General features: G+C 73.1%; 24 protein-coding genes. 7 read left to right on the forward strand and 17 right to left on the reverse strand.

Translation table 11 applies throughout. The annotated features are described in order from the left end of the window. Positions 1 to 2 precede the first annotated feature (2 nt). Together ACGFI8_RS04855 and ACGFI8_RS04860 are read right to left on the reverse strand one after the other, a co-directional pair. The gene (locus tag ACGFI8_RS04855) at positions 3 to 1,907 is read right to left on the reverse strand and encodes a serine/threonine-protein kinase (protein ID WP_392800077.1); all 1,905 of its coding nucleotides are present in this window, start codon (positions 1,905 to 1,907) and stop codon (positions 3 to 5) included. Positions 1,908 to 1,970: 63 nt separating this feature from the next. Then, on the reverse strand, positions 1,971 to 4,118 hold the full coding sequence (locus tag ACGFI8_RS04860) for a hypothetical protein (protein WP_392800080.1): 2,148 nt from the start codon (positions 4,116 to 4,118) through the stop codon (positions 1,971 to 1,973). Between ACGFI8_RS04860 and ACGFI8_RS04865 the strand changes: the two genes are divergently transcribed. After that, positions 4,102 to 4,482, forward strand: a complete 381-nt coding sequence (locus ACGFI8_RS04865; RefSeq protein WP_392800082.1) for an acyl-CoA carboxylase subunit epsilon — start codon at positions 4,102 to 4,104, stop codon at positions 4,480 to 4,482. The genes ACGFI8_RS04860 and ACGFI8_RS04865 overlap by 17 nt on opposite strands. On the opposite strand, the gene mscL is transcribed toward ACGFI8_RS04865, so the two are convergent. Further along, entirely contained in the window at positions 4,376 to 4,954 is a 579-nt protein-coding gene (gene mscL / locus ACGFI8_RS04870) for a large conductance mechanosensitive channel protein MscL (RefSeq protein ID WP_392800085.1), read from the reverse strand. The genes ACGFI8_RS04865 and mscL overlap by 107 nt on opposite strands. A 39-nt stretch (positions 4,955 to 4,993) precedes the next feature. Between mscL and ACGFI8_RS04875 the strand changes: the two genes are divergently transcribed. Together ACGFI8_RS04875 and ACGFI8_RS04880 are read left to right on the forward strand one after the other, a co-directional pair. Then, positions 4,994 to 5,614 (forward strand): Maf family protein, encoded by a 621-nt coding sequence (locus tag ACGFI8_RS04875; RefSeq protein ID WP_392800087.1) that lies wholly within the window; start codon positions 4,994 to 4,996, stop codon positions 5,612 to 5,614. Further along, positions 5,611 to 6,270, forward strand: a complete 660-nt coding sequence (locus ACGFI8_RS04880; RefSeq protein ID WP_392800089.1) for an O-methyltransferase — start codon at positions 5,611 to 5,613, stop codon at positions 6,268 to 6,270. The genes ACGFI8_RS04875 and ACGFI8_RS04880 overlap by 4 nt, the downstream gene beginning before the upstream one ends. Here the strand turns inward: ACGFI8_RS04880 and ACGFI8_RS04885 are convergent. The 4 genes from ACGFI8_RS04885 to ACGFI8_RS04900 form a co-directional block, all read right to left on the reverse strand. After that, positions 6,267 to 7,514 (reverse strand): MFS transporter, encoded by a 1,248-nt coding sequence (locus ACGFI8_RS04885; protein WP_392800092.1) that lies wholly within the window; start codon positions 7,512 to 7,514, stop codon positions 6,267 to 6,269. The genes ACGFI8_RS04880 and ACGFI8_RS04885 overlap by 4 nt on opposite strands. Positions 7,515 to 7,573: 59 nt before the next feature. Then, positions 7,574 to 8,329 (reverse strand): ABC transporter permease, encoded by a 756-nt coding sequence (locus ACGFI8_RS04890; protein WP_392800094.1) that lies wholly within the window; start codon positions 8,327 to 8,329, stop codon positions 7,574 to 7,576. Positions 8,330 to 8,332: 3 nt separating this feature from the next. Then, the gene (locus ACGFI8_RS04895; protein WP_392800097.1) at positions 8,333 to 9,286 is read right to left on the reverse strand and encodes an ATP-binding cassette domain-containing protein; all 954 of its coding nucleotides are present in this window, start codon (positions 9,284 to 9,286) and stop codon (positions 8,333 to 8,335) included. 80 nt (positions 9,287 to 9,366) lie between these two features. Further along, positions 9,367 to 9,999: a PadR family transcriptional regulator gene (locus ACGFI8_RS04900; RefSeq protein ID WP_392800099.1), complete on the reverse strand. Its 633-nt coding sequence runs from the start codon at positions 9,997 to 9,999 to the stop codon at positions 9,367 to 9,369. Between the two features lie 115 nt (positions 10,000 to 10,114). Between ACGFI8_RS04900 and ACGFI8_RS04905 the strand changes: the two genes are divergently transcribed. Further along, positions 10,115 to 11,875: an acetyl/propionyl/methylcrotonyl-CoA carboxylase subunit alpha gene (locus tag ACGFI8_RS04905; RefSeq protein WP_392800101.1), complete on the forward strand. Its 1,761-nt coding sequence runs from the start codon at positions 10,115 to 10,117 to the stop codon at positions 11,873 to 11,875. A 237-nt stretch (positions 11,876 to 12,112) separates the two neighbouring features. Here the strand turns inward: ACGFI8_RS04905 and ACGFI8_RS04910 are convergent, their stop codons facing one another. The 5 genes from ACGFI8_RS04910 to thrS form a co-directional block, all read right to left on the reverse strand. Beyond that, a complete protein-coding gene (locus ACGFI8_RS04910) occupies positions 12,113 to 12,454 on the reverse strand; it encodes a YbjQ family protein (RefSeq protein ID WP_392800104.1) in 342 nt (113 codons plus the stop codon). 81 nt (positions 12,455 to 12,535) lie between these two features. Further along, complete coding sequence (locus ACGFI8_RS04915; protein WP_392800107.1) at positions 12,536 to 13,585, reverse strand: hypothetical protein; 1,050 nt, start codon at positions 13,583 to 13,585, stop codon at positions 12,536 to 12,538. Then, positions 13,582 to 14,100, reverse strand: coding sequence for a SigE family RNA polymerase sigma factor (locus ACGFI8_RS04920; RefSeq protein WP_392800110.1), 519 nt, complete (start codon positions 14,098 to 14,100; stop codon positions 13,582 to 13,584). The genes ACGFI8_RS04915 and ACGFI8_RS04920 overlap by 4 nt, the downstream gene beginning before the upstream one ends. Before the next feature lie 58 nt (positions 14,101 to 14,158). Next, entirely contained in the window at positions 14,159 to 14,923 is a 765-nt protein-coding gene (locus ACGFI8_RS04925) for a DUF3152 domain-containing protein (RefSeq protein ID WP_392800113.1), read from the reverse strand. 11 nt (positions 14,924 to 14,934) lie between these two features. Beyond that, positions 14,935 to 16,185 (reverse strand): threonine--tRNA ligase, encoded by a 1,251-nt coding sequence (gene thrS / locus ACGFI8_RS04930; protein WP_392800116.1) that lies wholly within the window; start codon positions 16,183 to 16,185, stop codon positions 14,935 to 14,937. Between the two features lie 199 nt (positions 16,186 to 16,384). Here thrS and ACGFI8_RS04935 point away from each other — a divergent pair, with 199 nt between their 5' ends. Then, positions 16,385 to 17,197, forward strand: coding sequence for an Fpg/Nei family DNA glycosylase (locus tag ACGFI8_RS04935; RefSeq protein ID WP_392800119.1), 813 nt, complete (start codon positions 16,385 to 16,387; stop codon positions 17,195 to 17,197). Further along, positions 17,197 to 17,712 (forward strand): 2'-5' RNA ligase family protein, encoded by a 516-nt coding sequence (locus tag ACGFI8_RS04940; protein ID WP_392800121.1) that lies wholly within the window; start codon positions 17,197 to 17,199, stop codon positions 17,710 to 17,712. Before ACGFI8_RS04935 ends, ACGFI8_RS04940 begins: the two co-directional genes overlap by 1 nt. 5 nt (positions 17,713 to 17,717) lie before the next feature. Here ACGFI8_RS04940 and ACGFI8_RS04945 read toward each other — a convergent pair whose 3' ends face one another. After that, positions 17,718 to 19,121, reverse strand: a complete 1,404-nt coding sequence (locus ACGFI8_RS04945; RefSeq protein ID WP_392800124.1) for an NAD(P)H-quinone dehydrogenase — start codon at positions 19,119 to 19,121, stop codon at positions 17,718 to 17,720. 185 nt (positions 19,122 to 19,306) lie between these two features. Between ACGFI8_RS04945 and ACGFI8_RS04950 the strand changes: the two genes are divergently transcribed. Beyond that, positions 19,307 to 19,762 (forward strand): gamma-glutamylcyclotransferase family protein, encoded by a 456-nt coding sequence (locus ACGFI8_RS04950; RefSeq protein ID WP_345124357.1) that lies wholly within the window; start codon positions 19,307 to 19,309, stop codon positions 19,760 to 19,762. Positions 19,763 to 19,999: 237 nt separating this feature from the next. Here ACGFI8_RS04950 and ACGFI8_RS04955 read toward each other — a convergent pair whose 3' ends face one another. The 4 genes from ACGFI8_RS04955 to ACGFI8_RS04970 form a co-directional block, all read right to left on the reverse strand. Continuing rightward, positions 20,000 to 20,968: a GNAT family N-acetyltransferase gene (locus ACGFI8_RS04955; RefSeq protein ID WP_392800128.1), complete on the reverse strand. Its 969-nt coding sequence runs from the start codon at positions 20,966 to 20,968 to the stop codon at positions 20,000 to 20,002. A 38-nt stretch (positions 20,969 to 21,006) separates the two neighbouring features. Continuing rightward, positions 21,007 to 21,756 carry a hypothetical protein gene (locus tag ACGFI8_RS04960; protein ID WP_392800131.1) on the reverse strand — a complete coding sequence of 250 codons (750 nt, stop codon included), beginning with the start codon at positions 21,754 to 21,756 and terminating at the stop codon, positions 21,007 to 21,009. Positions 21,757 to 21,838: 82 nt separating this feature from the next. Further along, positions 21,839 to 22,639 (reverse strand): hypothetical protein, encoded by an 801-nt coding sequence (locus ACGFI8_RS04965; RefSeq protein ID WP_392800133.1) that lies wholly within the window; start codon positions 22,637 to 22,639, stop codon positions 21,839 to 21,841. Between the two features lie 9 nt (positions 22,640 to 22,648). Beyond that, the gene (locus ACGFI8_RS04970) at positions 22,649 to 23,281 is read right to left on the reverse strand and encodes an MBL fold metallo-hydrolase (protein WP_392800136.1); all 633 of its coding nucleotides are present in this window, start codon (positions 23,279 to 23,281) and stop codon (positions 22,649 to 22,651) included. Between the last annotated feature and the right edge of the window lie 90 nt (positions 23,282 to 23,371).

The following is a 23,371-nucleotide window of genomic DNA, read 5'->3' on the forward strand; positions in this document are numbered from 1 at the left end:
CGTCAGGCGGGGCGGGGCTGGAACGAGGCCCTGATGATGTTGTAGATCTGCTGGACCGGCGGGGAGTTCCACATGTCCGCCGGGCACTCCCAGTAGATCGCCTGGCCCAGGTTGGGGCGCACACGGCAGCCCAGGTTGGACACGCGCATGTGGCCCTGGGAGCTGTCGTAGAACCACTGCCAGTCGGCGCAGTCGCCGAGGTAGCCGTCGACGTCGGCGATCTTGATGCGCTGGTAGTTCGCATACATGCGGCTGTTCAGCCGGCCGCGCTCCTGCTTTTCCCAGTCCTGCTTCGGGTCGCCCTGCGGCGGGTGGTCCGACGTGTCGAAGCCTACGCGCATCCGCGAATCGGTGTTGTTCACGAAGTAGACCATCGAGTCCGACGTCGGGTGCGGGGTGCGAATCCAGCCTGCCGGCAGGCCGACCCGCCAGCCGTACTTCGGGTCGGTCACCCACTCGTAGCCCTCCGGCAGCTGGACGGCCGCGCCGCCGCTGGAGCCCTCGACCACCGGTGACGGGGTCGTGCTTGCCGATGGCGAGGCGGGGGCCGCCTGCGCCGGGGCGCCCGTGGTCTGCGGCGGGGCGGCGCCCTGGCCGGTGCCGTCGCCGGAGTCGGTGAAGTACAGCGCGGCGGCGACCACGAGCGCCAGGATCGCCACGCCGGCGGCGACCCAGCGCCAGCGCTGGTGCCGCGGGACGGTCCGGTCGAGGTCGTCGTCGGTCGAGTTCAGCGCGACGACGGGCGGGTCGTCCGAGCCCGGCGGCACCGCGGCGCTGCCCTTCGCCCGGCCCGGGTAGGTGATGCTCGGCGCGCCCTGGAAGACGGTGATCGGCTCGGGCGACATGTCGGACGCGGCGCCCGGCGCGGCGGAGACCGGCGCGATCGCCTCGACCGCGGCGGCCTCCCGCTCCTCCGGCGGGCGCGCCGCATCCGGCCGCCCGCCCGAGGCGCCGCCGGAGTGGGCGGAGCCGCGGGAGTACCCGCGCAGCGCACTGCCGGACGAGCCGCGGGACGCGCCCGGCTGGCCCTCGCGGGAGCGGCGCGGGCGGGGCAGCGCCGGCATGCCCCACGGCCAGCCGCGCCCCTCGCCGGCGGCGGCGCGCTGCAGCAGCCGCTCGGTCTCGGCGACGCCCGCGCGGGCCCGCGGATCCTTGCGCAGCAGCGCGCCGAGCACGGGCTTGAGCACGCCGGCGCGAGACGGCGGGTCGGGCTCCTCGGTGGCCAGGGCGGTCAGGGTGGCGTACGTCGTCGAGCGCGCATACGGCGACCGGCCCTCGACCGCGGCGTACAACGTGGCGCCCAGCGACCACATGTCGGACTCCGGGCCGGAGGTGCCCTCCCGGGCCCGCTCCGGCGAAATGTACTGCGGCGAGCCGAGAATGAGCCCGGGCCGCGTGACGGCGCCGTCGCCGCCCTCGAACACGGCCAGCCCGAAGTCGGTCAGCACGACCCGGCCGGTGTCGGCGAGCAGGACGTTGCCGGGCTTGACGTCGCGGTGCAGCACCCCGGCCCCGTGCGCGGCCTTGAGCGCGGCCAGCACGGCGAGACCGATCTGCGCGACCCGCTCCGGCGGCAGCGGCCCGTCCTCGGCGATCACCTGGTGCAACGAGCGCGACGGGACGTACTCCATCACGATCCACGGCGCCTGCTCGGTGTGCACGACGTCGTAGATGCGCACGACGTTGGCGTCGTTGAGCCGGGCCGCCGCGCGCGCCTCGCGCAGGGTGCGCATCCGCAGCTCGTCGCGCTCGTCCGGGGTCAGGCTCGCCGGCGGGATGACCTCCTTGATGGCCACGTCGCGGCGCAGCACCTCGTCGCGGGCCAGCCACACCCGGCCCATGCCACCGGCGCCGAGCGACTCGATCAGTCGGTATCGCTCGGCGATCAGTGCCCTGGGCTGCGTCATCACCAAGAAAGTTACCCAACCCGCGCACCCCGGAAAAACCCCGGTTCCGGTGAAGATCGGGGCTCAGTCCACACGCGACCGAAGGACCATGACCAACAGGATGACCACGCCGATTCCGACCAGACCGGCCCCGATCAGGGCGACCGGGAGGACCCGGAACGTATCGAGGACCTTCTGCTGCGTCGGGGTAGCCTCGCCGGTGTCGAACGTGACCGTGACGATGACCGTGTACTCCTGGGCGTCGGCCGCGTTGTCGGCCCCGATCTGGACCACGCCGGGGATCGCGAGCTGGGCGCTGCCGGGGTTGGGGTCCACGTTCGCGGCGATCGAGACTTCGGCATTCTTGGTCGCCGGCGCCTGGGGCCGCTGAATCGTGCACCTCGTCGGGCTCAGGAAGCCCAGCGGGGCGGGCAGCGAGGCCTCGCCGTTGTCGCTGTCGCCGAGCACCGCCCGGCCGGTCGAGCCGTCCTCGCAGTCGACGTCGAGCACCACGGCGCCGGCCCGGCCGTCGACGTTGCCGGCGAAGCGGAGGGTTACCTGCAGCTGCCGGGCGGGCTCGAAGATGTACGTCGCCGTGCACTTGGCGGCGGCGTTCGCGGCGGCCAGGGGTACGACGTCCGCTCCCAGGTTCGGCATGTCCTGGGACTCCCCCGGGTCGCACGCGAACGAGCTCAGCCGCCAGCCGCCGTCCGCGGTGGAGATGGGCGGGACCGGAGTGACCAGGTATTCGCCGAACGGCAGTGACTTGGGCACGTCACCCTGGGCCACCGCGGTGACACCGGGCGCGGTCGTGGTCGCGACGCCGGACCAGCCGGCCACGCCCTGGGCGCGCGGCGTGACGGCGAAGGACGCGGCGCCGGTGCCGCCGACGGTGACCCCGCGCAGCTCGAGCGAGCCGGCCTTGCGGCTGACCCGCAGGGCGCAGTCGGTGGGCGCGTCGGTGGTCACGTTCACCGTCACGGCCGTCCCGTCGGGCTTGAGCTCCTGGTCGCCGCAGCTCACGCCGGCCAGGCTCCACAGCGCGGTCTCGCCGGCCGGGGCGGTGAGCGTCACCGGGTAGGCGCCCGGCGGCAGCGCGCCGAGGTCGGCGCCGGTCGCGACCGCCGCCGAGCCGTCGCCGGTCGGCGTGACGCTCAGCTGCCGCGGTGCGCCGCCGGACGGGTCGGCGACGGAGAGGCCGAAGGCGCTGCCGGGGCTGTCGGAGTACAGCCGGAGGGTCAGCCCGGGCGGCGCGGGCGGCGGCGTGTAGGTGAACGTGCACGTGACGATCTCGCCGGGGGCCACCGTGACGGTGGCCTGGCCGGTCGGCACGTCGGTGGCGATGAGGCTGCGCCCGGCGCCGTTCTTGGCGCAGCCGAGGTCGGCGAGGTTCCAGCCGGCCGGGGTGTGGGAGACGATCGTGCCGGGCTGGCCGCCGGAGCTGCGCACGAACGTCGCGTCGGTGGCGTTGTCGATCGTGACCCGCTTGTCGGGCGCATAGCTGGGGCTCGCGTCGAAGGCGAACCGCTGCGGGTAGCCGGGCGACCTCGTGGTGCGCGCCCGCACGATCAGCGTGCCCGTGGCGGGGGCGGCCCTGACGTAGTACGCGAAGCAGAACACGTGCCGCACGCCGCTGGGGAAACCGATCCACTGCACGTTGCCGCCGGAGTGCCCGTCCAGCGCGCAGCGCAGGGCGCCGAAGCCGTAGCCGGGGTTGCCGGACTGCGCCCCGGCGAGCAGCGGGTCGCCGGGGCTGCCGCCCTGCGCCCACAGCTGGTGGCGGGCGGCGGCCTTGGCCTGGTCGTCGGTGAGCACGACGGTGACGGCGCCGTCGATGGTCTTGCCGGTCTTCTGGCCGGTGCGGTCGAGCAGCTGCGCGGCGGCGGCGGTCGGCCCGGAGCCGGTCGCGGGCGTGGTGACGGTCGACAGGGCGCCCTTCTTCTCCTGCCCGCCGCCGAGGGAGAACTGCCAGCCGTCCAGCGGCGCACACCCGCCGGCGTTGGCCGCCTCGACGGCCGGGTCGACCTCGTCGCCGTCCCTGTACACGCTGTCGCGCCCGGTCGGCGCCGCGCTCTCGGCGTGGTCGTCGCGGACCCGGTTGCCCATGATGCTCTGGTAGTTGTCGCAGGCCCGGGCCACGAAGGTGACCCGGTAGTGCAGCGAGGCGGAGACGGATGCGGGCTGCTCGCCCTCCCGCGCCGCCGCCGGGTCGGCGGTGGCGAAGATCGCCACAGCGAAGGCTGTCGATATCAATGCGCATACTCGGCCAAACCGGACGTTCGTCAATGCGCCCCCCAAATTCGCCATCGACTCCCGTTCCGTTCGAGTATGCGCCGGTGGGTGTGCGTATGCTCGCAGGACAGCAACGTTTCGCGAACATGTGCGGGAGGGTTCCGTGACCGGAGAGCCGCTGTTCAAAGTGGTGCGCGGCACGCCGACCGCCGAGGAGGTCGCGGCGATCGTGGGCGCGCTGTTCAGCCTCGCGCCCGCTACCCCTCCGGCCGGGTCGCTTCCCGGGGAGCGTCCGCGCTCCCGGTGGATGCAGAGCGCTCGTCCGGGCCGGCGCCGCCAGTGGGGCGCCTTCGCGGGATCGTGATCGGCGGCAGCATCGGCCAGCGCCGCGCCTCCCGCTCCAGCTGCAGCCGCTCGGCCTCCTCCGGCGAGGGCAGATCGGTGACCAGCTGCTGACCGCAGGAGCGGCAGGTCAGCGCGCCCGCCGGGATGCGGTCGAGGCAGTAGGGGCAGCTGCGCACCTCCAGCGGCCGTCCCCGCTCGACGCCGATCAGCGTCATCAGCTTGATGACCATGAACAGCCCGAGGGCGAGCAGCACGAACTGCAGCAGGTCGTTGAGGAACACGCCGTACCGGATGGGCGTGCGGTGGATCGTGACGTGCAGGTCCTTGAAGTCGGGCTCGGCGACGACGGCGGCGACGGCCTGCAGGAACAGGTTGGTCACGAACGACTGGACGAGCGTCGCGAACGCCGTGCCGATGATGAACCCGAGCGCCAGATCGAGGACCGAGCCCCCGACCGCGATCGCCTTGAACTCCGCCCAGAGCTTCCGCACGGCGTCGATGGTACGGAGATGGCGCTAACCTTCCATCGCGTGAAGACGTTCATTCTCGCCTCGGCGAGCCCCGCCCGGCGGCGGCTGCTCACACACGCCGGCATCGAGCCGAAGGTCGTCGTCAGCGGCGTCGACGAGTCCGCGGTGGAGGCGGGCGAGGCGGCCACGCTGGCCGGGACGCTCGCCGGCCTGAAGGCCCGCGCGGTCGTCGCGTCCCTGGGCGACACCGCCGGCACCGACGCGCTCGTCCTCGGCTGCGACTCGGTGCTCGCCTTCGACGGCGAGATCCTGGGCAAGCCGGCCTCGGCCGCCGAGGCGACCGCCCGCTGGAAGGCGATGCGGGGCCGCTCCGGCGTGCTGTACACCGGCCATTGCCTGGTCGACGCCGCGACCGGCGCGGCGGCCGAGGAGGTGGTAGCCACCACCGTGCACTTCGCCGAGCCCGACGACGACGAGATCGCCGCGTACGTGGCCTCGGGCGAGCCGCTCGACGTGGCCGGCGCGTTCACCATCGACGGCCGCGGCGGCGCGTTCGTGCGGGGCATCGAGGGCGACCACACGAACGTCGTCGGCCTGTCGATACCGACGCTTCGGCTGCTGCTGGCCCGGCTCGGCGTGCCGATCACGTCGCTGTGGACGCGCGGCAGGATGGATCCATGAGCAAAGAGACGCTGACGCTGACCGGTGCGCTGCACGACTACGTGGTGGCCAACGGCAGCGAGCCCGACGAGGTCGTGCGGGACCTCATCGCGGAGACGGCGCGCGTCCTGCCCGCGGACGCGGAGATGCAGATCGCCCCCGAGCAGGCGGCCTTCATGACCCTGCTGACCCGCGTCCTCGGCGCCCGGCGGGCCGTGGAGATCGGCACGTTCACCGGCCTGTCGTCCATCGCGATCGCGCGCGGCCTGGCCGAGGGCGGCCGGCTGACCTGCTTCGACGTGTCCGACGAGTTCACGAGCATCGCGCGGCGCTACTGGGCCCGGGCCGGCCTGACCGACCGCATCGAGCTGCGCCTGGGCCCGGCCGCGGAGACGCTCGGCGCGCTGCCGCAGGAGCCGCACCTGGACCTCGCGTTCATCGACGCGGACAAGACCGGCTACCTCGGCTACTGGGAGCAGCTCGTGCCGCGCATGCGCCCGGGCGGCCTGATCCTGGTCGACAACGTGCTCCGGCACGGCCACATCGTCAACCCCTCGCCGTCCGACGCGGGCACGGTCGCGATGGTCGAGTTCAACCGCCGCGTCCTGGAAGACCCGCGCGTGGAGTCGGTCCTGGTCCCGATCGCCGACGGCCTCACGATCGCGCGCCGCCTTTAGGTGGCTCGGGTCCGCTTCACCTGCGGACCGTCGCTCCCGCCAGACAACGGGCCGGGGCCTGCCTCAAGGGCGGCCCCGGCCCTGCCAGGTTCGCGGTGCCAAGAGCGATCCAGCCGGACGATCGCCAGCGCCGACACCGCGACGAACAGCGGCACCAGCAGGAACGCCTGGTGCGGGCCGGCGCGGTCGGCCAGCGCGCCCAGGGCGAACGGCGCCACCCCGAACGCGATGCCCACCGCGAACGACGCGCGCGCCGCCGCCAGGTCGGGCTGGCCGTCGGAGTGGGCCAGGGCCAGGCCGACGCCGAGCGGGTAGTGCAGGCCCATGCCCACGCCGCACACGCACAGCCCGGCCACGGCGAGCCACGGCACCGTCACCGACCAGAAGACGGCGAAGCCGGCCAGGGTGACGGCCAGGGCGCCCAGCAGCACCCGCGTGGGGCGGAACGCCAGCAGCAGCCGGCCGCCGGCCAAGCGCCCGAGGACCATGCCGGCGATGAGGGCGGACACCGCGGCCGTGGCCACGCCGGCCGAGACGTGGACGCGGTCGCGCAGGACGTCGCTGCCCCACAGCGTCAGGCAGATCTCGACCGAACCGGTGGCGAACAGGCTCGTCAGCGCCAGCCAGAAGGCGCCCGGCAACGGCCGGTGGCCGGCGTGCGGCTGCCCGAAGCCGGCGGGCTCCGGCGGACGTACCGCCTTCGCCCGCGCGTACACGGCGGTCAGCGCCACCGGCAGCACGACGATGACGAGCCCGAGGCGCCAGCCCCAGCCGGCGGCGTAGGTGGCGCCGACCACGAGCGGCGCGACCAGCCCGACGGCCGCCGCGACGGCGTTGGCCTCGCTGATCGCGGCGGGCGCGGCGGTCCCGTGGTGATCGGTGAGCGCGGCGTTGATGGCGTTGACCGCCATCGCGGCGCCGAGGCTGGCCAGCGTGGTGAAGGTCAGGGTCAGTGCGATGTGGTGCGCCGCGTACATGCCGAGCGCGGCACCGCAGACGCAGCTCAGGCCCGCCCAGATGAGGCGGTTGCGGCCCAGGCGACGGGTCAGGGCCGGCAGCACGAGGCCGCCGACGATCCCGCCCACGGCGAAGGCCGTGCCGTGCAGGCCGGCCAGCGTGCGGCTGATGTGCAGCTCGTCGCGCAGCAGCGGGGCGACCGGACCGAAGCCGTAGAGGAAGTAGACCCACAGGGCCAATTGGACGTACATGACCCAGGTGAGGCGGTCGCGGACCAGACGTGGCACCGCCACACGCTGTCACGGCCCCTCCCCGCGCGGGAAGGGGCCGTGACGTGTGACGGTCGTTACCGGACGCCCTTGGCGAAGGCCCTCGAGGCCCACACCACGGTGACGACCGTCAGGCCGCCGATGACCACCGCGGCCTGCCACACCGAGTCCGCGCCGGGGTGGCCGTCGAAGAGCGCGCGCACCCCGTCGACGGCCCACGAGAAGGGGTTCCAGTTGGCGACGGTCTTCAGCCACTTCGGCGCGAAGGTCATCGGCAGCAGGATGCCGGCCGTCAGCAGCAGGGGCTGCGAGATCGTGTTGAGCAGCGGGGCGAGGGCGTCCTCGCTGCGCAGCTTGAGCGAGATCGCGTACGAGAACGCGGACAGCATCAGCGAGATCACGGCCATCAGCCCGAACGCGCCGAGCACGTCCAGCGCGTTGACCTTGAGCCCGAACCCGACCGCGATGACCACGATGAGCAGGGCCTGGAAGAGCAGCGACACGACGTCGCGCAGCGACCGGCCGACCAGCAGGGCGAACCGGCTCACCGGGGTGACCCGGCTGCGCTCGATCACGCCGGCCCGCAGCTCGGCGATCAGGCCGAAGCCGGTGAACAGCGAGCCGAACATCGCCAGCAGCACGAGCAGGCCGGGGACGAAGAGCTTGTACGCGTCGGCGTTGGAGCTCACGCCCAGGGCCGGCTTGAGCAGCGGGGCGAAGAGCAGCAGGTAGAACAGCGGCTGGATGATCCCGACGATCAGCCAGACCGGGTTGCGCAGCATCAGCTGCATCTGCCGCTGGAAGACCAGCCAGGTGTCACGGAGGAATTTCATCGGTCAGCTCTCCCTCAGGGAACGGCCGGTCTTGGTGAGGAACACGTCGTCGAGGCTCGGGCGGTGCAGCTCCATCTCGCCGAGTGTCACGCCGGCGTGGTCGAGCAGCCGCAGAACGTGCGGGATGGCGGTGGCGCCGTCGGTGACGTAGAGGCGCAGCCGGCCCCCGACGCGCTCGATCTTGCGCACGTAGTCCTGGTTGGTCAGCAGGCCGGCGGCGATCTCGGAGCTGCCGTTCACGCCGACCGTGACCACATCGCCGGCGACCTCGCGCTTGAGCGCGTCGACGGTCCCCTCGGTGACGATCTCACCGTGGTCCATGATCGCGATGCGGTCGCAGAGCGCGTCGGCCTCGTCGAGGTAGTGCGTGGTGATGAAGACCGTCATGCCCTCGTCGCGCAGGCGGCGCACCTCGTCCCACATGTGGGCGCGGCTCTGCGGGTCGAGCCCGGTGGTCGGCTCGTCGAGGAAGACGATCCTCGGCTCGTGGATGATGCCGAGCGCGATGTCGACGCGGCGGCGCTGGCCGCCCGAGTAGGTCTTGCAGCGGCGGTCCGCGTACTCGGTCAACTGGAACGCGTCGAGCGCCCTCGCCGCGCGGCGCTGCGCCTCGGACTTCGAGATGCCGTAGTAGCGCGCCTGGAGGACCAGTTCCTCGCGCGCGGTGCTCTCGTCCCAGGTGCTGCCGCCCTGCGCGACGTAGCCGATCCGCCGCCGCACCTCGCCCGGGTCCTTGAGCAGGTCGGCGCCGGCGATGTGGGCCTCGCCGCCGTCGGGGGTGATGAGCGTGGCGAGCATGCGCAGCGTGGTGGTCTTGCCGGCGCCGTTCGGCCCGAGAAACCCGAAGATCTCCCCCTCCTTGACGGAGAGGTCGACACCCCGGACAGCCTCGACGACCTTCGTCTCGCGACCGGCGCGGGAGCGGAACGACTTCCGCAGTCCCCTCGTCTCGATCATGTCGGTCTCCCTGTCTGTGTGTTCGCGGGGAGACCATAACGCGATATAGTTTGATGGGTCAAGCTTGAATATGTCGCGTACTACTCGTCTTCGTCGGTGGGCTCGCCGTACTCGGCCCGGATCGCCTTGCGCCACTCGTCGGCCATCGTCCCCTCCGGCTGCTCGTTGACGTGCATGCCCTCGCCGGCCTCGATGCGCGCGGCGATGTCGTGGCACCAGCGGGCCTCCGCCTCACAGCGCAGCATGGTGAGCTCGAACTGCCAGCCGACGTGCGGCGGCTTGTGCTCGGTCCACTCCTCGACATTGTCGCGATAGGCCGCGTTCCAGCCCTCGAGCAGCCGGGCCCGGGCGCGCAGCGCACCGATCGCCTCCGCGCGCGGCAGGTGCGGCAGGAACGCGAACGCGGCCAGGAACGGGTCCTGCGGCTCCTGGTAGTCCCACCAGTACCTGCGCAGCAGCGCCTGGTACTCCGCCGCGCCCGACGGGGTGAGCTGGTAGACGGTGCGGGCGGGCCGGTTGTTGACCTGCTCGGTCGAGACCTCCTCGAGCAGGCCCTCCTCGGTCATCTTGCGCAGGGCGTGGTAGATCGACCCCGGCTGGACGTTGGCCCAGCTCTCGACGTTCCAGCTGGCCAGCTCCTTGCGGATGTCGTATCCGTGGACCGGCTGGAGGTACGACACGAGGCCGAGGATCATCAGGCGCGTTGTGGACACGATATAAGCGTAATAGGAAAACTTGACTAACGCCCGGTAGTGATTTTGTTGGCAACGGAAAGTGTCGGACCCTGGGCTTAGACTGCGCCGGAGGGGAAGACCAAGGGAGCGTTCAGTGCGTAAGGTACTCATCGCCAACCGGGGCGAGATCGCGGTCCGCGTCATCCGTGCCTGTCGCGACGCCGGTCTGAGCAGCGTGGCCGTCTATGCGGACTCCGATCGCGACGCACTGCACGCGCGCCTGGCCGACGAGGCCTATGCCCTCGGCGGCGACACCGCAGCCGAGTCCTATCTGCGCATCGACAAGCTCATCGACGCCGCGACCAAGGCCGGGGCCGACGCGGTGCACCCCGGTTACGGCTTCCTGTCGGAAAACGCCGACTTCGCCCAGGCGGTGATCGACGCCGGCCTCACCTGGATCGGCCCGGGCCCGCAGGCCATCCGCGACCTCGGCGACAAGGTGACCGCGCGGCACATCGCCCAGCGCGCCGGCGCGCCGCTGGTGCCGGGCACGCCCGAGCCGGTCGCCGACGCCGCCGAGATCATCGCGTTCGCCGAGACCTACGGCCTGCCGGTCGCCATCAAGGCGGCCTTCGGCGGCGGCGGGCGCGGCCTGAAGGTCGCCCGCACCCTGGAGGAGATCCCGGCGCTGTTCGAGTCGGCCACCCGCGAGGCCGTGGCCGCGTTCGGGCGCGGCGAGTGCTTCGCCGAGCGCTATCTCGACCAGCCCCGCCACGTCGAGGCCCAGGTCCTCGCCGACCAGCACGGCAACGTGATCGTGGTCGGCACCCGCGACTGCTCCCTGCAGCGGCGCCACCAGAAGCTCGTCGAGGAGGCGCCCGCGCCGTTCCTCACCGACGCCCAGCGCGCGCAGATCCACGAGTCGGCCAAGGCCATCTGCCGGGAGGCGGGCTACCACGGCGCCGGCACCGTCGAGTATCTCGTCGGCAACGACGGCACCATCTCCTTCCTCGAGGTCAACACGCGGCTGCAGGTCGAGCACCCGGTCAGCGAGGAGACCGCCGGCATCGACCTGGTGCGCGAGCAGTTCCGTGTCGCCGACGGCGAGAAGCTGCGCTTCGACGCCGACCCCGCGCCGCGCGGGCACGCGATCGAGTTCCGCATCAACGGCGAGGACCCGGGCCGCAACTTCCTGCCCGCGCCCGGCACGGTCACCGCGCTCACCCTGCCCACCGGCCCCGGCGTGCGGGTCGACACCGGCATCGAGGCGGGCAGCGTCATCGGCGGCAACTTCGACTCCCTGCTGGCCAAGGTGATCGTCTTCGGCGAGACCCGCGAGCAGGCCATCGAGCGCGCCCGGCGGGCCCTCGACGAGATGATCGTGGAGGGCATGGCCACCGCGCTGCCGTTCCACCGCAAGGTGCTGCGCGACCCGGCCTTCACCGACGAGCCGTTCCGCGTGCACACCCGCTGGATCGAGACCGAGTGGGCCAACGACGTGCCGGCCTTCACCGCCCCGGCCGAGCCCGCCGAGGAGCCGGCCGGCCGCGACACGATCGTGGTCGAGGTCGCCGGCAAGCGCCTCGAGGTCACCCTGCCCGCGGGCCTGTCCACCGTCGGCTTCTCCGGCGCCGCCGGCTCCCCCGCCCAGGCCAGCCCGCGCAAGCGCTCGGCCGCGAAGAAGCACGCGGCCGGCGCCGGCGGCGACGCCCTGACCAGCCCGATGCAGGGCACGATCGTGAAGATCGCCGTCGCCGAGGGCGACACCGTGACCGAGGGCGACCTCATCGTCGTCCTGGAGGCCATGAAAATGGAGCAGCCCCTCAACGCACACAAGGCCGGCGTCGTGACCGGCCTGAACGCCACGGTCGGCGAGGTCGTCTCGGCCGGCGCGGTCATCACCGAACTGAAGTAGCCCGCCTGCGCGGCGCGCTCCGGGGCCGGGGGGGTGCCGGGCTCGGGGATGCCGGGCCGGGGATCGCCGGGCCGGGCGTCCAACAGGGTTAGTGCCCGGGGTTCGAGCCGCATGCCCAGGTCCCAACCGCGTGCCGGGTGCTGCATGATCGCGGAGACCTTGTGCTGGTCCGCCCCGGCAAGGTCGGGGCGCGACGCGTGCCGGCCGGTCTACGCACACCGCAGGCGCGGCATTGCTCTATGCGGCGGCGTGGGCTCCTGTCCTCGCATGCAGAGGGACCGCGACCACTGCCGTGCCGTAGGCGCACAGTTCTACCCACGTGTTCGTCACGTCGCGGTGGTCGAAGCGCATGCCGACGATCGCGTTCGCGCCGCGGTGTTCGGCGGCCTGGACCATCTGTCCGACCGCCCGGGACCTCGTTTGTACCAGAAATTGGGACATGTCCTGTCCCGGGCCGCCCTCCGTGGACCTGATGCCCGCGGCGAACGGGTTTCGTGAGGTGGCGACCACCCCCAGAACCTCCCCGAGCACGGTCGTGATCTCGTAGCCGGGGAGGCCCTCAGTCGTTACTACCAGCACCGCATGATCGTATGCAGATATGTATGGCTTCGAGGCGATCTGGTCCGAATCATCCGATATCTGACCCCGGCGGCTCGCCCCTCAGCCGCGGCTCACCTCGGCGGCCGGTGTCACGCCGATCGACGCGGCGAACGGTAGCAGCACGTCGAGCGGCAGGAGCGCCTTCGGGCCGATCTGCAGCAGCAGCGAGCGGCCGCCGTCGGTCGGCACCTGCAGCACCTGACCCTCCGAGGATGTCACGAGCCAGGCCCTGCGCGTGCCGACCTGCACGGACGTGGCCGAGCCGTCCGAGTACTTCGGCTCGGTTCCCGGCGAATCGTCCAGTTGCACGGCGATCTTGTTCACGAAGGTCGGGTCCGGTCCCACGCCCGGCGGGCAGAACGTCACGGCGGCTGCGCTGATGTTGTCGACGGTCCAGCCGGCCGGCATGAGGCCGAACGTGAACGGCGCCGGCGCCTTGAGCGCGCCCGGCCGGAGCCGCTCGGCGTAGCCGGTCAGGTCGGCCGGCGCGGGCTCGCCCTGCACGGTGAGCGACAGCCAGGCGGTGGGCGCCGCCGGCCAGACCAGCGTGCGCTGCGTGCCGGGGTCCGGGTTCTGCGGGTCGTCGTCCGACCAGTGCCACGAGTACACCGTCGCCGGCTGGCCGTGCACGGTCGCGGGGACGGCGCTCGCCTTCGAGGTCGGCGCGGGCGGGCGGGCGTCGTAGAGCGTCAGCGTTGCGCCGGCGCCCGTGGGGAGCCGCTGCACGAGGGTCGGGCGGCCCGCGCTCAGCATGACCATCGGGGTCCCGTAGCCGGCCGCGGACGGCGGGGAGTACGGGAAGATCACCGATGCGGGCACGGCGGCCGGCACCAGCGCTGTCACCGGGACCGGCGCGGACGCCGCCGGCTGCTGCCCGACCACGGCCGGGGCCGGGGCCGGGTCCGGGCCGCGGAGCGCGAACGGGACCGCCGCGCCGATCGCGACCAGGGCCGCGGCGCCGGCGGAGAGCGTCGCCAGGCGCCCCCGGTGGCCCCTGCGGGCCGACTCGGCGGCGACGCCGGCCAGCATGGCCCCGCCGGGCGGGGCCTCGGCGGCGTGCAGCCGCAGGGCCTCGCGCAGCCGTTCCTCGACGTCCTCGTCGCTGATCATCTTCTGCCTCCCGGCGCGGGGGCGACCCGGTCCGGTACCAGGGCCGCCCGGAGCTTCTGCAGGGCGTGGAACGCGTGGACTCGAACGGTGGAGGCGGAGCAGCCCAGCAGGCGGGCGATCTCCGCGTCGGGAAGGTCCTCGTAGTACCGCAGGACCATGACGGCCCGCTGGGACCGCGGCAGGGTGCGCAGCAGCCCCCACATCGCGTCGGTCTCGGCGACCCGGCCGACGGCGTCGTCGGCGACCGCGCCGGGCAGGGCGTCCGGCAGCTCGGCGACCGGCCGTTCGGCGGACGAGCGACGCCGGCGCCAGGAGAGGTACTGCCGCAGGATCGCCTTGCGCACGTACGGCTCCGGCCCCTCCTCGCCGACGATGCCCGCCCAGCGCCGGTGCGCCCCCACCAGCGCCTCCTGGGTCAGGTCCTCGGCCAGGTGCCGGTCCCCGGTCAGCAGGTACGCGAAGCGCAGCAGGGCATGGGACCGACCGAGCACGAACTCGGTGAACTCGACCTGCACGAACCCTCCCCCGGCCGGCGCTTCCATGGGGATAGACGAGGGCCGGGGGCCGGAGCGTTTACGTCTCCCGCGGGGTCGGATCGTCGTACTGCCCGGACCGCCCCGCGTAGGGCCGCCCGTCGACGATCGGCCAGGCGTTGGCCACGCAACCGTGCAGGCCGAGCGTCTGCTGCTGCATCACCGGCGCCGGGCGGCCGGGCCCGGGGCACAGCTCGTGGCCGTGGTAGAGCCGGTGGCCGGTCTCGTGATTGATCACGTACTGCCGGTAGGTGACCAGGTCGGCGCCGTAGTCCGGGACGCCGTGCACCCAGCGGGCCACGTTCACGACCACGCTGTTGCCGTTGCGGCAGCTGGTGTACCGGTCGTAGGAGCTGCCGCAGAGCCGGTCCCGGGTCGCCGGCGTGACGAGGTAGATCGTGAAGTCGTACCGCTCGCCGTCGCCGGCCCGGCGCAGCCGCCACTGCCCGGTGCCGGGCCAGCTGCGCGGGTCGGCGAACACCGCCTCGACGGCCTCGGCGAACCCGGGGGCGGTGATGCCGGTGATGTCGCGCTCGACGGCGATGCGGTAGGTCAGCAGCGAGCCGGAGGCGCCGGCGACCGGCCCGCCGGCGGCGGCGTACTCGTAGGCGCCGCCGCCGGCCGCGGGGTAAGAGATCTCGGGCACGGCCACGGTCACGGGGCCGCGGGTCGCCGGGCTGCTGGAAGGTTCGGGCGCCGGCGAGGAGGGGGCGGCCGGCTCGGGCGAGGAGTACGACGACGAGGAGTACGACGGCGGCGCGGAGCACGCGGCCAGGCAGAGCACCGCGAGCCCCGCGCCGATCATGCGAGCAACACTCACACGGGGACTGACGAGCCGACCCCGCTGGCTTGTTTAGGCGGTCGGCACGCGGCGGCCAGCCGGTCCAGCGCGTCCGGCACCGGCAGCTCCTCGACCGCGCCGCCGCGCGAGCGCAGCGAGACGGTGCCGGCGGCGAGCTCGTTCGCGCCGAGCACGGCCACGAACGGCACCCTGCGCACCGAGGCGTCGCGGATGCGGGCGGCGAGGCTCCCGGCGTACGACTCCTCGACGCGCAGCCCCAGCGCCCGGCAGCGGTCGGCGAACCCGCGCACGTCGGCCTCGCCGACCGGGAGCACCTCCAGCTGCACCGGCGCGAACCAGGCCGGAAAGGCGCCGTCGTGCACCTCGATGAGGTAGGCGAACAGCCGCTCCATGCTCCCGGCCGCGCTGCGGTGCACCATGACCGGCCGCTTCCGCGAGCCGTCCGCGTCCACATAGGACAGATCGAACCGGGCCGGTTGGAAGTAGTCCACCTGGACGGTCGCGAGGGTGCTCTCCCGGCCGGCGTGGTCGAGCAGCTGGATGTCGATCTTCGGGCCGTAGAACGCGGCCTCGCCGGGCGCCTCCTCGTACGGCACGCCGACCGACTCCAGCGCGCGACGCAGCACCTCGGTCGCGCGCTTCCACATCGGCGGGTCATCGACGTACTTGTTTCCCTCACCGCGCAGCGACAGCCGCCACGAGGAGGGCGCGAAGCCGAGCGCCGCGTGCGCCTCCCGCATCAGCTCCAGCGCCGCCACGACCTCGGCCTCGACCTGGTCCTCGGCGCAGAAGACGTGCCCGTCGTTGAGGGATATCGCGCGTACCCGGGAAAGCCCGCCCAGCACGCCGGAGCGCTCGGCGCGGTACTGCCCCCCTATCTCCCCGATGCGCAGCGGGAGCTCGCGGTACGAGCGCCCGCGCGCGGCGAACACCGCCGCGTGGTGCGGGCACAGGCTCGGCCGCAGCACGAAGGCGTCGCCGGCGCTGTCGGCGTTGTCAGCGCTCTGCGCGCCGAGCGACATCGGCGGGAACATGTCGTCGGCGTAGTGCGGAAGGTGGCCGGATCTGTAGTACATCTCGGCCTTGGCCAGCGGCGGCGAGTAGACGTGCTGGTATCCGTTGCGGCGCTCCAGGTCGATCAGATAGTCCTCGACGGCGCGGCGCGCGGCCGCGCCCCTGGGCAGCCACAGCGGCAGCCCGGCGCCGACGAGCGGATCGGAGTGGAACAGCTCGAGCTCGCGCCCGAGCCGGCGATGGTCCTGCATGACGACTCCTCGATGGGTTGGCACCCCGGGAGCGCGCGACTCAGGACACGAAAAAGCTCCGGAGCGCATCGCCCCGGAGCAAAGCTGAACGTCGGTCAGCGCCGCCGGGGAAGGCCCGGCGTCGTCGTGGACAGTGCGCTGCGACTCACGCCACCAGCATAGCTCCGCGCCCGCGAACGGAGCGGGTATAAATGCTCGGGTGCCCGAAGGTCACACCATCCACCGCCTCGCCGAGCGGCACCGCAAGCTGTTCGCGGGCCGCACGGTCGCCGTCGCCAGCCCGCAGGGCCGCTTCGCCGCGGACGCGCGGCGCATCGACGGGCGCGTGCTCGAGGACACCTCGGCCCACGGCAAGCACCTGTTCCACCACTACGCCGGCGGCGAGACGGTCCACGTCCACCTGGGGCTGTACGGGAAGTTCAGCGACGGCGACGGCCCCGCCCCTGCGCCGGTCGGCGAGATCCGCATGCGGATGGCCGACGACGAGCACTGGCTCGACCTGCGCGGCCCCGCCGCCTGCGAGCTGCTCGACCCCGCGCAACTGGAGGCCCTGCACGCCCGGCTCGGCCCCGACCCGCTCGACGAGGGCAGCGACGGCGACCGGGCGTACGGCGTGATCAAGAGTTCGGGCCGCCCGCTCATGGCGCTGCTCATGGACCAGTCGATCGTCGCCGGCGCCGGGCTCATCTACGTGACCGAGGCGCTGTTCCGGGCCGGGCTGCCGCCGACGACCCCCGGCACGAAGCTGAGCCGTCGTCGCTGGCTGGCCATCTGGCAGGACCTGCGCACCCTCATGCGCGCCGGCGTCGCCGAGGGCCGGATCGACACCGTCCACAGTGCACACATGCCGGAGGCGATGGGCCGGGCGCCGCGCGTCGACCGGCACGGCGGCGAGGTCTACGTCTACCGGCGTACCGGCCAGCCGTGCCTGGTGTGCACCAGCCCCGTGCGCACCGCCGTGCTCAACGCGCGCAATGCCTACTGGTGCCCGCGCTGCCAGAAGGCCGGCTGATGGTCGCGTCGGTCGAGATGTACCTCGACGAGCGCGCCTCCCGCCGCATCCGCGTGCTGTGGGACCAGCTGGAGGAGATAGGCGTGCAGTCGCTGCGCACCCCGCACGACGGCCGGCACCGCCCGCACGTGACGCTGGCCGTGGCCCGGCGGCTGGACCCTGAGGCGGTGGCCGAGACGCTCGCCGGCATCCGGGTGGCGGAGCCGCTGCGGATCAACTTCCAGTACACGGGCGTCTTCGTCGGCCGCGTGGTCTTCCTCGGACCGGCCCCGACCCCGGAGCTGGTCGAGCACCAGGCCCGGGTGTGGCGCCTGCTGGACGGGGCCGGCATCGAGTCGCTGCCGCTGTACACCCCCGGCGAGTGGATCCCCCACTCCACCGTGTCCATGCGCGTCCCGCGCCCGCTGCTCACCGAGACCCTGCGCCGCTGCCTGGAGTCCCTGCCGATCGAGGCCACGGTGACGCGGGCGGCCGTCGCCGACTACGCCCGCGACATCTACCGCGAGATCCCCTAATCTGGTCAGTCCTCGTCGTGCTGCATCAGCTGGCGCGCGGCCTCGGCGATCGAACCCGAGATCGACGGGTAGATCGTGATCGTGTGCGCGAGCTGGTCGACGCTCAGGTGGTTCTCCACCGCCATCGCGATCGGCATGATCAGCTCGCTCGCCTTCGGGGCCACCACGACGCCGCCGACCACCAGGCCGGACGCCGGGCGGCAGAAGATCTTCACGAAGCCGTCGTCCAGGCCGTCCATCTTGGCCCTCGCGTTGCCGGCCAGGGGCAGCGTGACCGCGCGCGCCGGCACCCGGCCGCTGTCGATGTCAGACTGCGTGATGCCGACCGACGCCAGCTCCGGGTCGGTGAACACGTTCGCGGCGACCGTGCGCAGCTTCAGCGGGGCCACCGCCTCCCCCAGCGCGTGCCACATCGCGATGCGGCCCTGCATGGCGGCGACGCTGGCCAGCGGGAGCAGGCCGGTGCAGTCGCCGGCGGCGTAGATGCCGGGGACGTTGGTGCGCGAGACCCGGTCCACCGTCACGTAGCCGCCGGGCGCCACCTCGACGCCGTACTCGCCGAGGCCGAGCGCCGATGTCTGCGGTATCGAACCGACACACATCAGCACGTGCGAGCCCTCGACCGACCGCCCGTCGGCCAGTTCGACCACGACGCCGTCGGCGATGCGCCGGGCGGCGGCCGCGCGGGAGTTGTTGAGGATCGTCATGCCGCGGGTGCGGAAGACGCGCTCGATCGCCATGGCGGCGTCGGGGTCCTCGTGCGGCATGACGCGGTCCCGGCTGGACACGAGCGTCACGTCGACGCCCATCGCCAGGTATGCCGACGCGAACTCGGCCCCCGTCACGCCGGAGCCGACCACGATGAGGCGCTCGGGCAGCTGCGGCAGGTCGTACACCTGGCGCCAGTCGAGGATCCGCTCGCCGTCGGGCGTCGCGGTCGACAGCACTCGGGGCGTCGCGCCGGTGGCGATCAGCACGGTCGAGGCGTCAATCACATACGGAGCGTCACCGTCGGCCGGCGTGACCCGCACCGCGTGGGTGTGACCGAGAGTATCCTCACCGAGGCGCGCCGTACCGGTGACGAACTCCACACCGGCCTTGACCAGTTTGGCGTGAATGTCACTGGATTGTGCCGTCGCAAGCCTTTTGACCCGCTTGTGTACCGCGGGCCCGTCCACCCGCACGTCAGGCCCGTCGGGCCCGATCACCCCGAACGCCTCCGTGTCGAGGTGCGCCGTGACGACGGACGAGCTGGCGATGAACGTCTTCGAGGGCACGCAGTCGTGCAGCACACAGGCGCCACCTGCGCCTTCGGCCTCGATCACGGTCACCTGGGCGTCCAGCTGCGCGGCGACCAGGGCCGCCTCGTAGCCCGCCGGGCCACCTCCGATGATCACGATCCGGCCCACGCCAGCCACCCCTCCTCGGCTACCACTGCCCTGTTCTCCCCCGTCCGACGTATTCTCCCTCGCCCGGCGGGTCCCCCCGGGCCCGACCCCATCCGAACGGCGCATGCCGCGCCGACGGGTGGTTCCGAATACGACACGCTCGGCAGTATTCTCTCGCGCACCCGGTCGGGTTTATCGTCATCGCCGTGCGTCATTACGCCGCGTATGGCTCGAACCTGGACCCTGCCCGCATGCGGGCCTACTGTCCGTACTCGCCGATGATCGGGACCGGCTGGCTCGAGGGCTGGCGCCTGACCTTCGCCGGGGAGGACGTCCTAGGCTGGGAGGGCTCGGTCACGACGATCGTCGAGTCCCCGGGCGACCGGGTCTTCGTCGCGCTGTACGACGTGCACCCCAACGACGAGAAGCAGCTGGACGAGGTAGAGGGCGCCCTGGCCGGCACCTACCGGAAGCTGCACCTGCGGGTGGCGACCCTCGACGGCGAAGAGACCGCGTGGGTCTACGTCTTCAACGGCTACGAGGGCGGCCTGCCCACCGCGTGGTACCTGGCCGAGATCGCCAACGCCGCCGCCAAGGCCGGCGCCCCCGCCGACTACCTGGACGCGCTGCGCGCCCGCCCGACGAAGACGGCGATGCCGTAGCCGCCCACCGAGGACGGCAACACCGCGGACAACGGCACGGCAACCGGGCCGGACCGCCGCCGGGCCGGACCGCCGCCGGGCCGGACCGCCGCCGGGCCGAGCCGCCGCCGGGCCGAGCCGCCGCCGGGCCGAGCCGGACCGCCGTTGAGTGCCTTCGCCGGACGATGCCGCGACCGGTCGGCGACGGAGGGCGAGGGCGGCGAGGACTGCGGCGCCGTGGGGTGGGGCGGGGGCCGGCTATGGCGGGGCGGTGACCGTCCGCTCGAACATGTCGGCCGCGAAGGCGACGGTCATGCCGACGCCGGCGTACAGCCGGTGCGCGCCGGTCGGGTTGGTCAGGTCGACGCCCAGGCCGGCGGTGGTGCGTCCCTTGGCGGCGTAGATCGCGAACGCCGACCGCAGCAGCGCGCCGCCGATGCCCTCCCTTCGGTGCTCGCGCAGCACGGCGAGGTTCTTCACCCACCCCTCGCCGCGCTCCACGCCCTGGTCCGCAGACTGCAGCACGCCGACGACCCGGTCGGAGACCTCGGCGACCAGCCACTCGTCCCAGCTGATCGACGGCAGGGCGGCGAGCGACTCGCGCCACGCCTCATACGGCACCGGCTGGAAGTCCGGCGTGTCCGTGAACGCCGCCTGCAGCACCTCGTGAAACCGCCGCATCTCGGCCTCGTCGCCGGCCCGCAAGGCGCGAACGAGCAGGCGATCGCCGACCAAGAGCGCACGGTCGTCCCCTGTCAACGGCCGCGTCATCCGCGCGTGGCGCTTGCGGAAGGCGAAGCCGTGCGCGGTCAGCGCGTCGATGTAGGCCGACTCGCTCGCGACCGCCCCCGCGCGCAGGGTGACCTGCGTGTGGCCGGCCTCGCGAGCGCGCGCGGTGACCCGCTCCAGGGCCAGGTCGAGCAGCGGGCCGTAGGCCGCGGCGCCGCGCCCCGGCACCGCGTAGACCTCCACGTTGTCCCGCGTGCCGCGCTCGGGATTGTCCACATAGGCCCAGGCGAGCGGCTCCCCGCCGGGGCCGGACGCGAGCCACGAGTCCACCGCCGGATCCTGATTGGGCGCGGTCAGCGTCGCCACGACCTCGTCCTCGGTCCAGTCCGGCTCGCCGAGCGCGGCGACGTCGCTCGCCCGCGTGACCGACAGGATCGCGGCCACGTCGTGCAGCGTGCACCCCCGTACCGTCCAGCCAGGCAACCCCGTCAGCTCCACGACGAGGACCTTAGTCCGGGGGTACGACAAAAACGCCGTCAGGACGGCAGGGCCTCTTTCACGGAGAGGACGGCGGCGTCGAGGAGGTTGACGAGCTCGGCGCGCTCGGTCGGGGCCAGCGCCCGGAATGCCTCGCCGGCGATGCGGTCGGTCAGGGCCTCGGCCCAGCTGCGCCGGCGCACCAGCGGCTCGAACGCGGGGTACGGCGGCTGCCAGCCGAACGCGGTGGCCTCGGCCTCGCCGTCGGGGCCCGAGATGATGGCCTCCAGCGGGCTGAGGCCGCTGGCGCGGATGGCCAGCAGGTGCGCGGCGCCGCGGTGCTCGCGCAGCAGGTGCGCCAGGACCGCGGCGCGGGCGCCCGGAGAGTCGTCGGGCAGCGGCATCGCGCGCCAGGCCGCGAACAGCGGCATCCCGGCCGTCTCGGCGCTGACCACGACCCGCTCCGCGAGCTCGACGAGCTTCGACAGGGCGTAGAAACTCTCGAGGTGCTCGCGGCCCCAGCGGCAGCACTCGTCGAGGTTGTCGGCGGCGATCTGCTCGGGCGGCGCGATCTTGCGCGCGGCGTCCCAGCCGTCCTGGACGGCCTCGGGCGCGATGAAGCCCAGCGCGGCGGCGACGGTGTCGGCGCGGACGTCGCCCAGCGCACCGCCCCGGCCGGCGACGTAGAAGGCCCACCCGGTGAGGCCGATCTGGCGGGCGCGGCGCATGGTCTTCGGGTCGTCGCTGAACGCGCCGCCCAGGACCAGCACCGCCTGCTTCGCCGCCGCGGCCGCCTGCTCGGGAGTCACCCGGATCATTCTGCCCTCCCGCCCGGATCACGGTGAAGGCAATCGTTCGAGGACCAGCCGTGCGCGCGAACGGACGACCGGTTCAGCCGAGGTCGGCCAGGGCCTCCTGGGCGAGTTTGACCCGCTTCTCGGCCTGCCGGATGGCCTTGTCGGCGGCGGCGACCGCGCGCTCGGCCTCGGCCTTGGCGGTCTCGGCGTCGGAGAGCTGCTGCAGGGCGGTCATGAGCTCCCGGCGCGCCTGCTTCACCGCCCGGGCGTGCTCCTCCTCCTCGCGGCGGCGCTCCTCCTCGCGGCGGCGCGCCTCGGCCCGCCGCTCCCGCTCGCCCTCGTCCGGCGCCGAGCGGATCGGGGTCACGGTCGAGGTGCCGCCGCCCGGCCCGGAGCCCTGCACCAGGCGCAGGTTCGGACGCGGGGTCTCCCCGAAGCCGGTGTACTCCAGCGCCTTCGTCAGGCGCCCATCGCGTACCGCCGCGGCCACCTCGGCATCGGCGAGCGCCGCGGCGAAGGTGGCCTCGACCTCGGCGACCGGCAGGTTGCCGCGCTCCGGCCCGGCCAGCCGCGCGGCCTCGCGGGCCAGCGCGGCGACGGTGGCCCGGCGGCGCACCGACAGCTCCCGCAGGTCCGCGCCGCGCAGCTCCCGTTGGGCGGCGCGCAGCTCCTCGGCGAGCCCGAGCAGCTCCGCGACCAGGTCCGGCCGCTCGTGGGCGAGCCGGTTGACCAGCCACGCCGCGACCGTCGGCTTGCGCAGCTTCCCGATCGCGGCGGCCAGCGCGGTGTCGCGCGCCTGCCGGGCCTTGGCGACCTCCTCGCCCCGCAGCGCGATGAAGTCCTCGGGCGGCGCCGAGTACAGGCGGGCGGTGACGGCGGCGAGGGCGTCTTCCATAGAGGCAAGCTATATGGAGCTGCCCGGCTCGAGCCGCGTGTACTGCGTGCCGGACAGGCGCGTCATGTGCCCGGTGACCATCTGCTGGCCCACCTCCACGAGCAGGCTGTCGTGCAGGGCGAACGCGCGTTCCGGCTTGACCGCGCGGGCGAAGTCGATCGCCTCGGAGAGCTTGAGCCACGGCGCCGAGACCGGCACGAACAGCGTCGCGATCTCCTCGTCCGGCACGTAGAACGAGTCGCCCGGGTGGTAGATCGTCCCGAACGGGGCCTCGATCGCAAACCCGACGTTGACGATGCGCGGAATGTCGGGGTGGATGATCGCGTGCCGGCCGCCGTGCGCGCGCACGGTCATGCCGGCCGCGACGAACGTGTCGCCGGGGTTGACCGCGAAGATGTCGGCGTCCAGGTCGGTCAGCTGCGCCTCGACGTCGGGGTGGGTGTGCACGGTCAGCGCGGGCTGCTTGGCCGCCGCGGCGCGCAGCTTGTCGAGGTCGACGTGGTCCATGTGCTCGTGCGTGATGAGCACGGCGTCGGCGCCCTCCAGCGCCTCGGGCTCGCTGAACACGCCGGGGTCGATCACCAGTACCCCGCCGCTGTGCTCCAGGCGCAAACAGGCGTGGGTGTACTTCGTGATGCGCATCCGGTGACCTCCTCGTGGCAGAACCGTGACCCGAGCGGATGGAACCGGAGCCTCACCGGCCCGCGTCCGAGGTGGCAGTTCCGGCTTCCG

Source organism: Dactylosporangium sp. NPDC048998 (genome assembly GCF_043197855.1).
In the GTDB taxonomy this organism is placed as follows: Bacteria; Actinomycetota; Actinomycetes; order Mycobacteriales; family Micromonosporaceae; genus Dactylosporangium.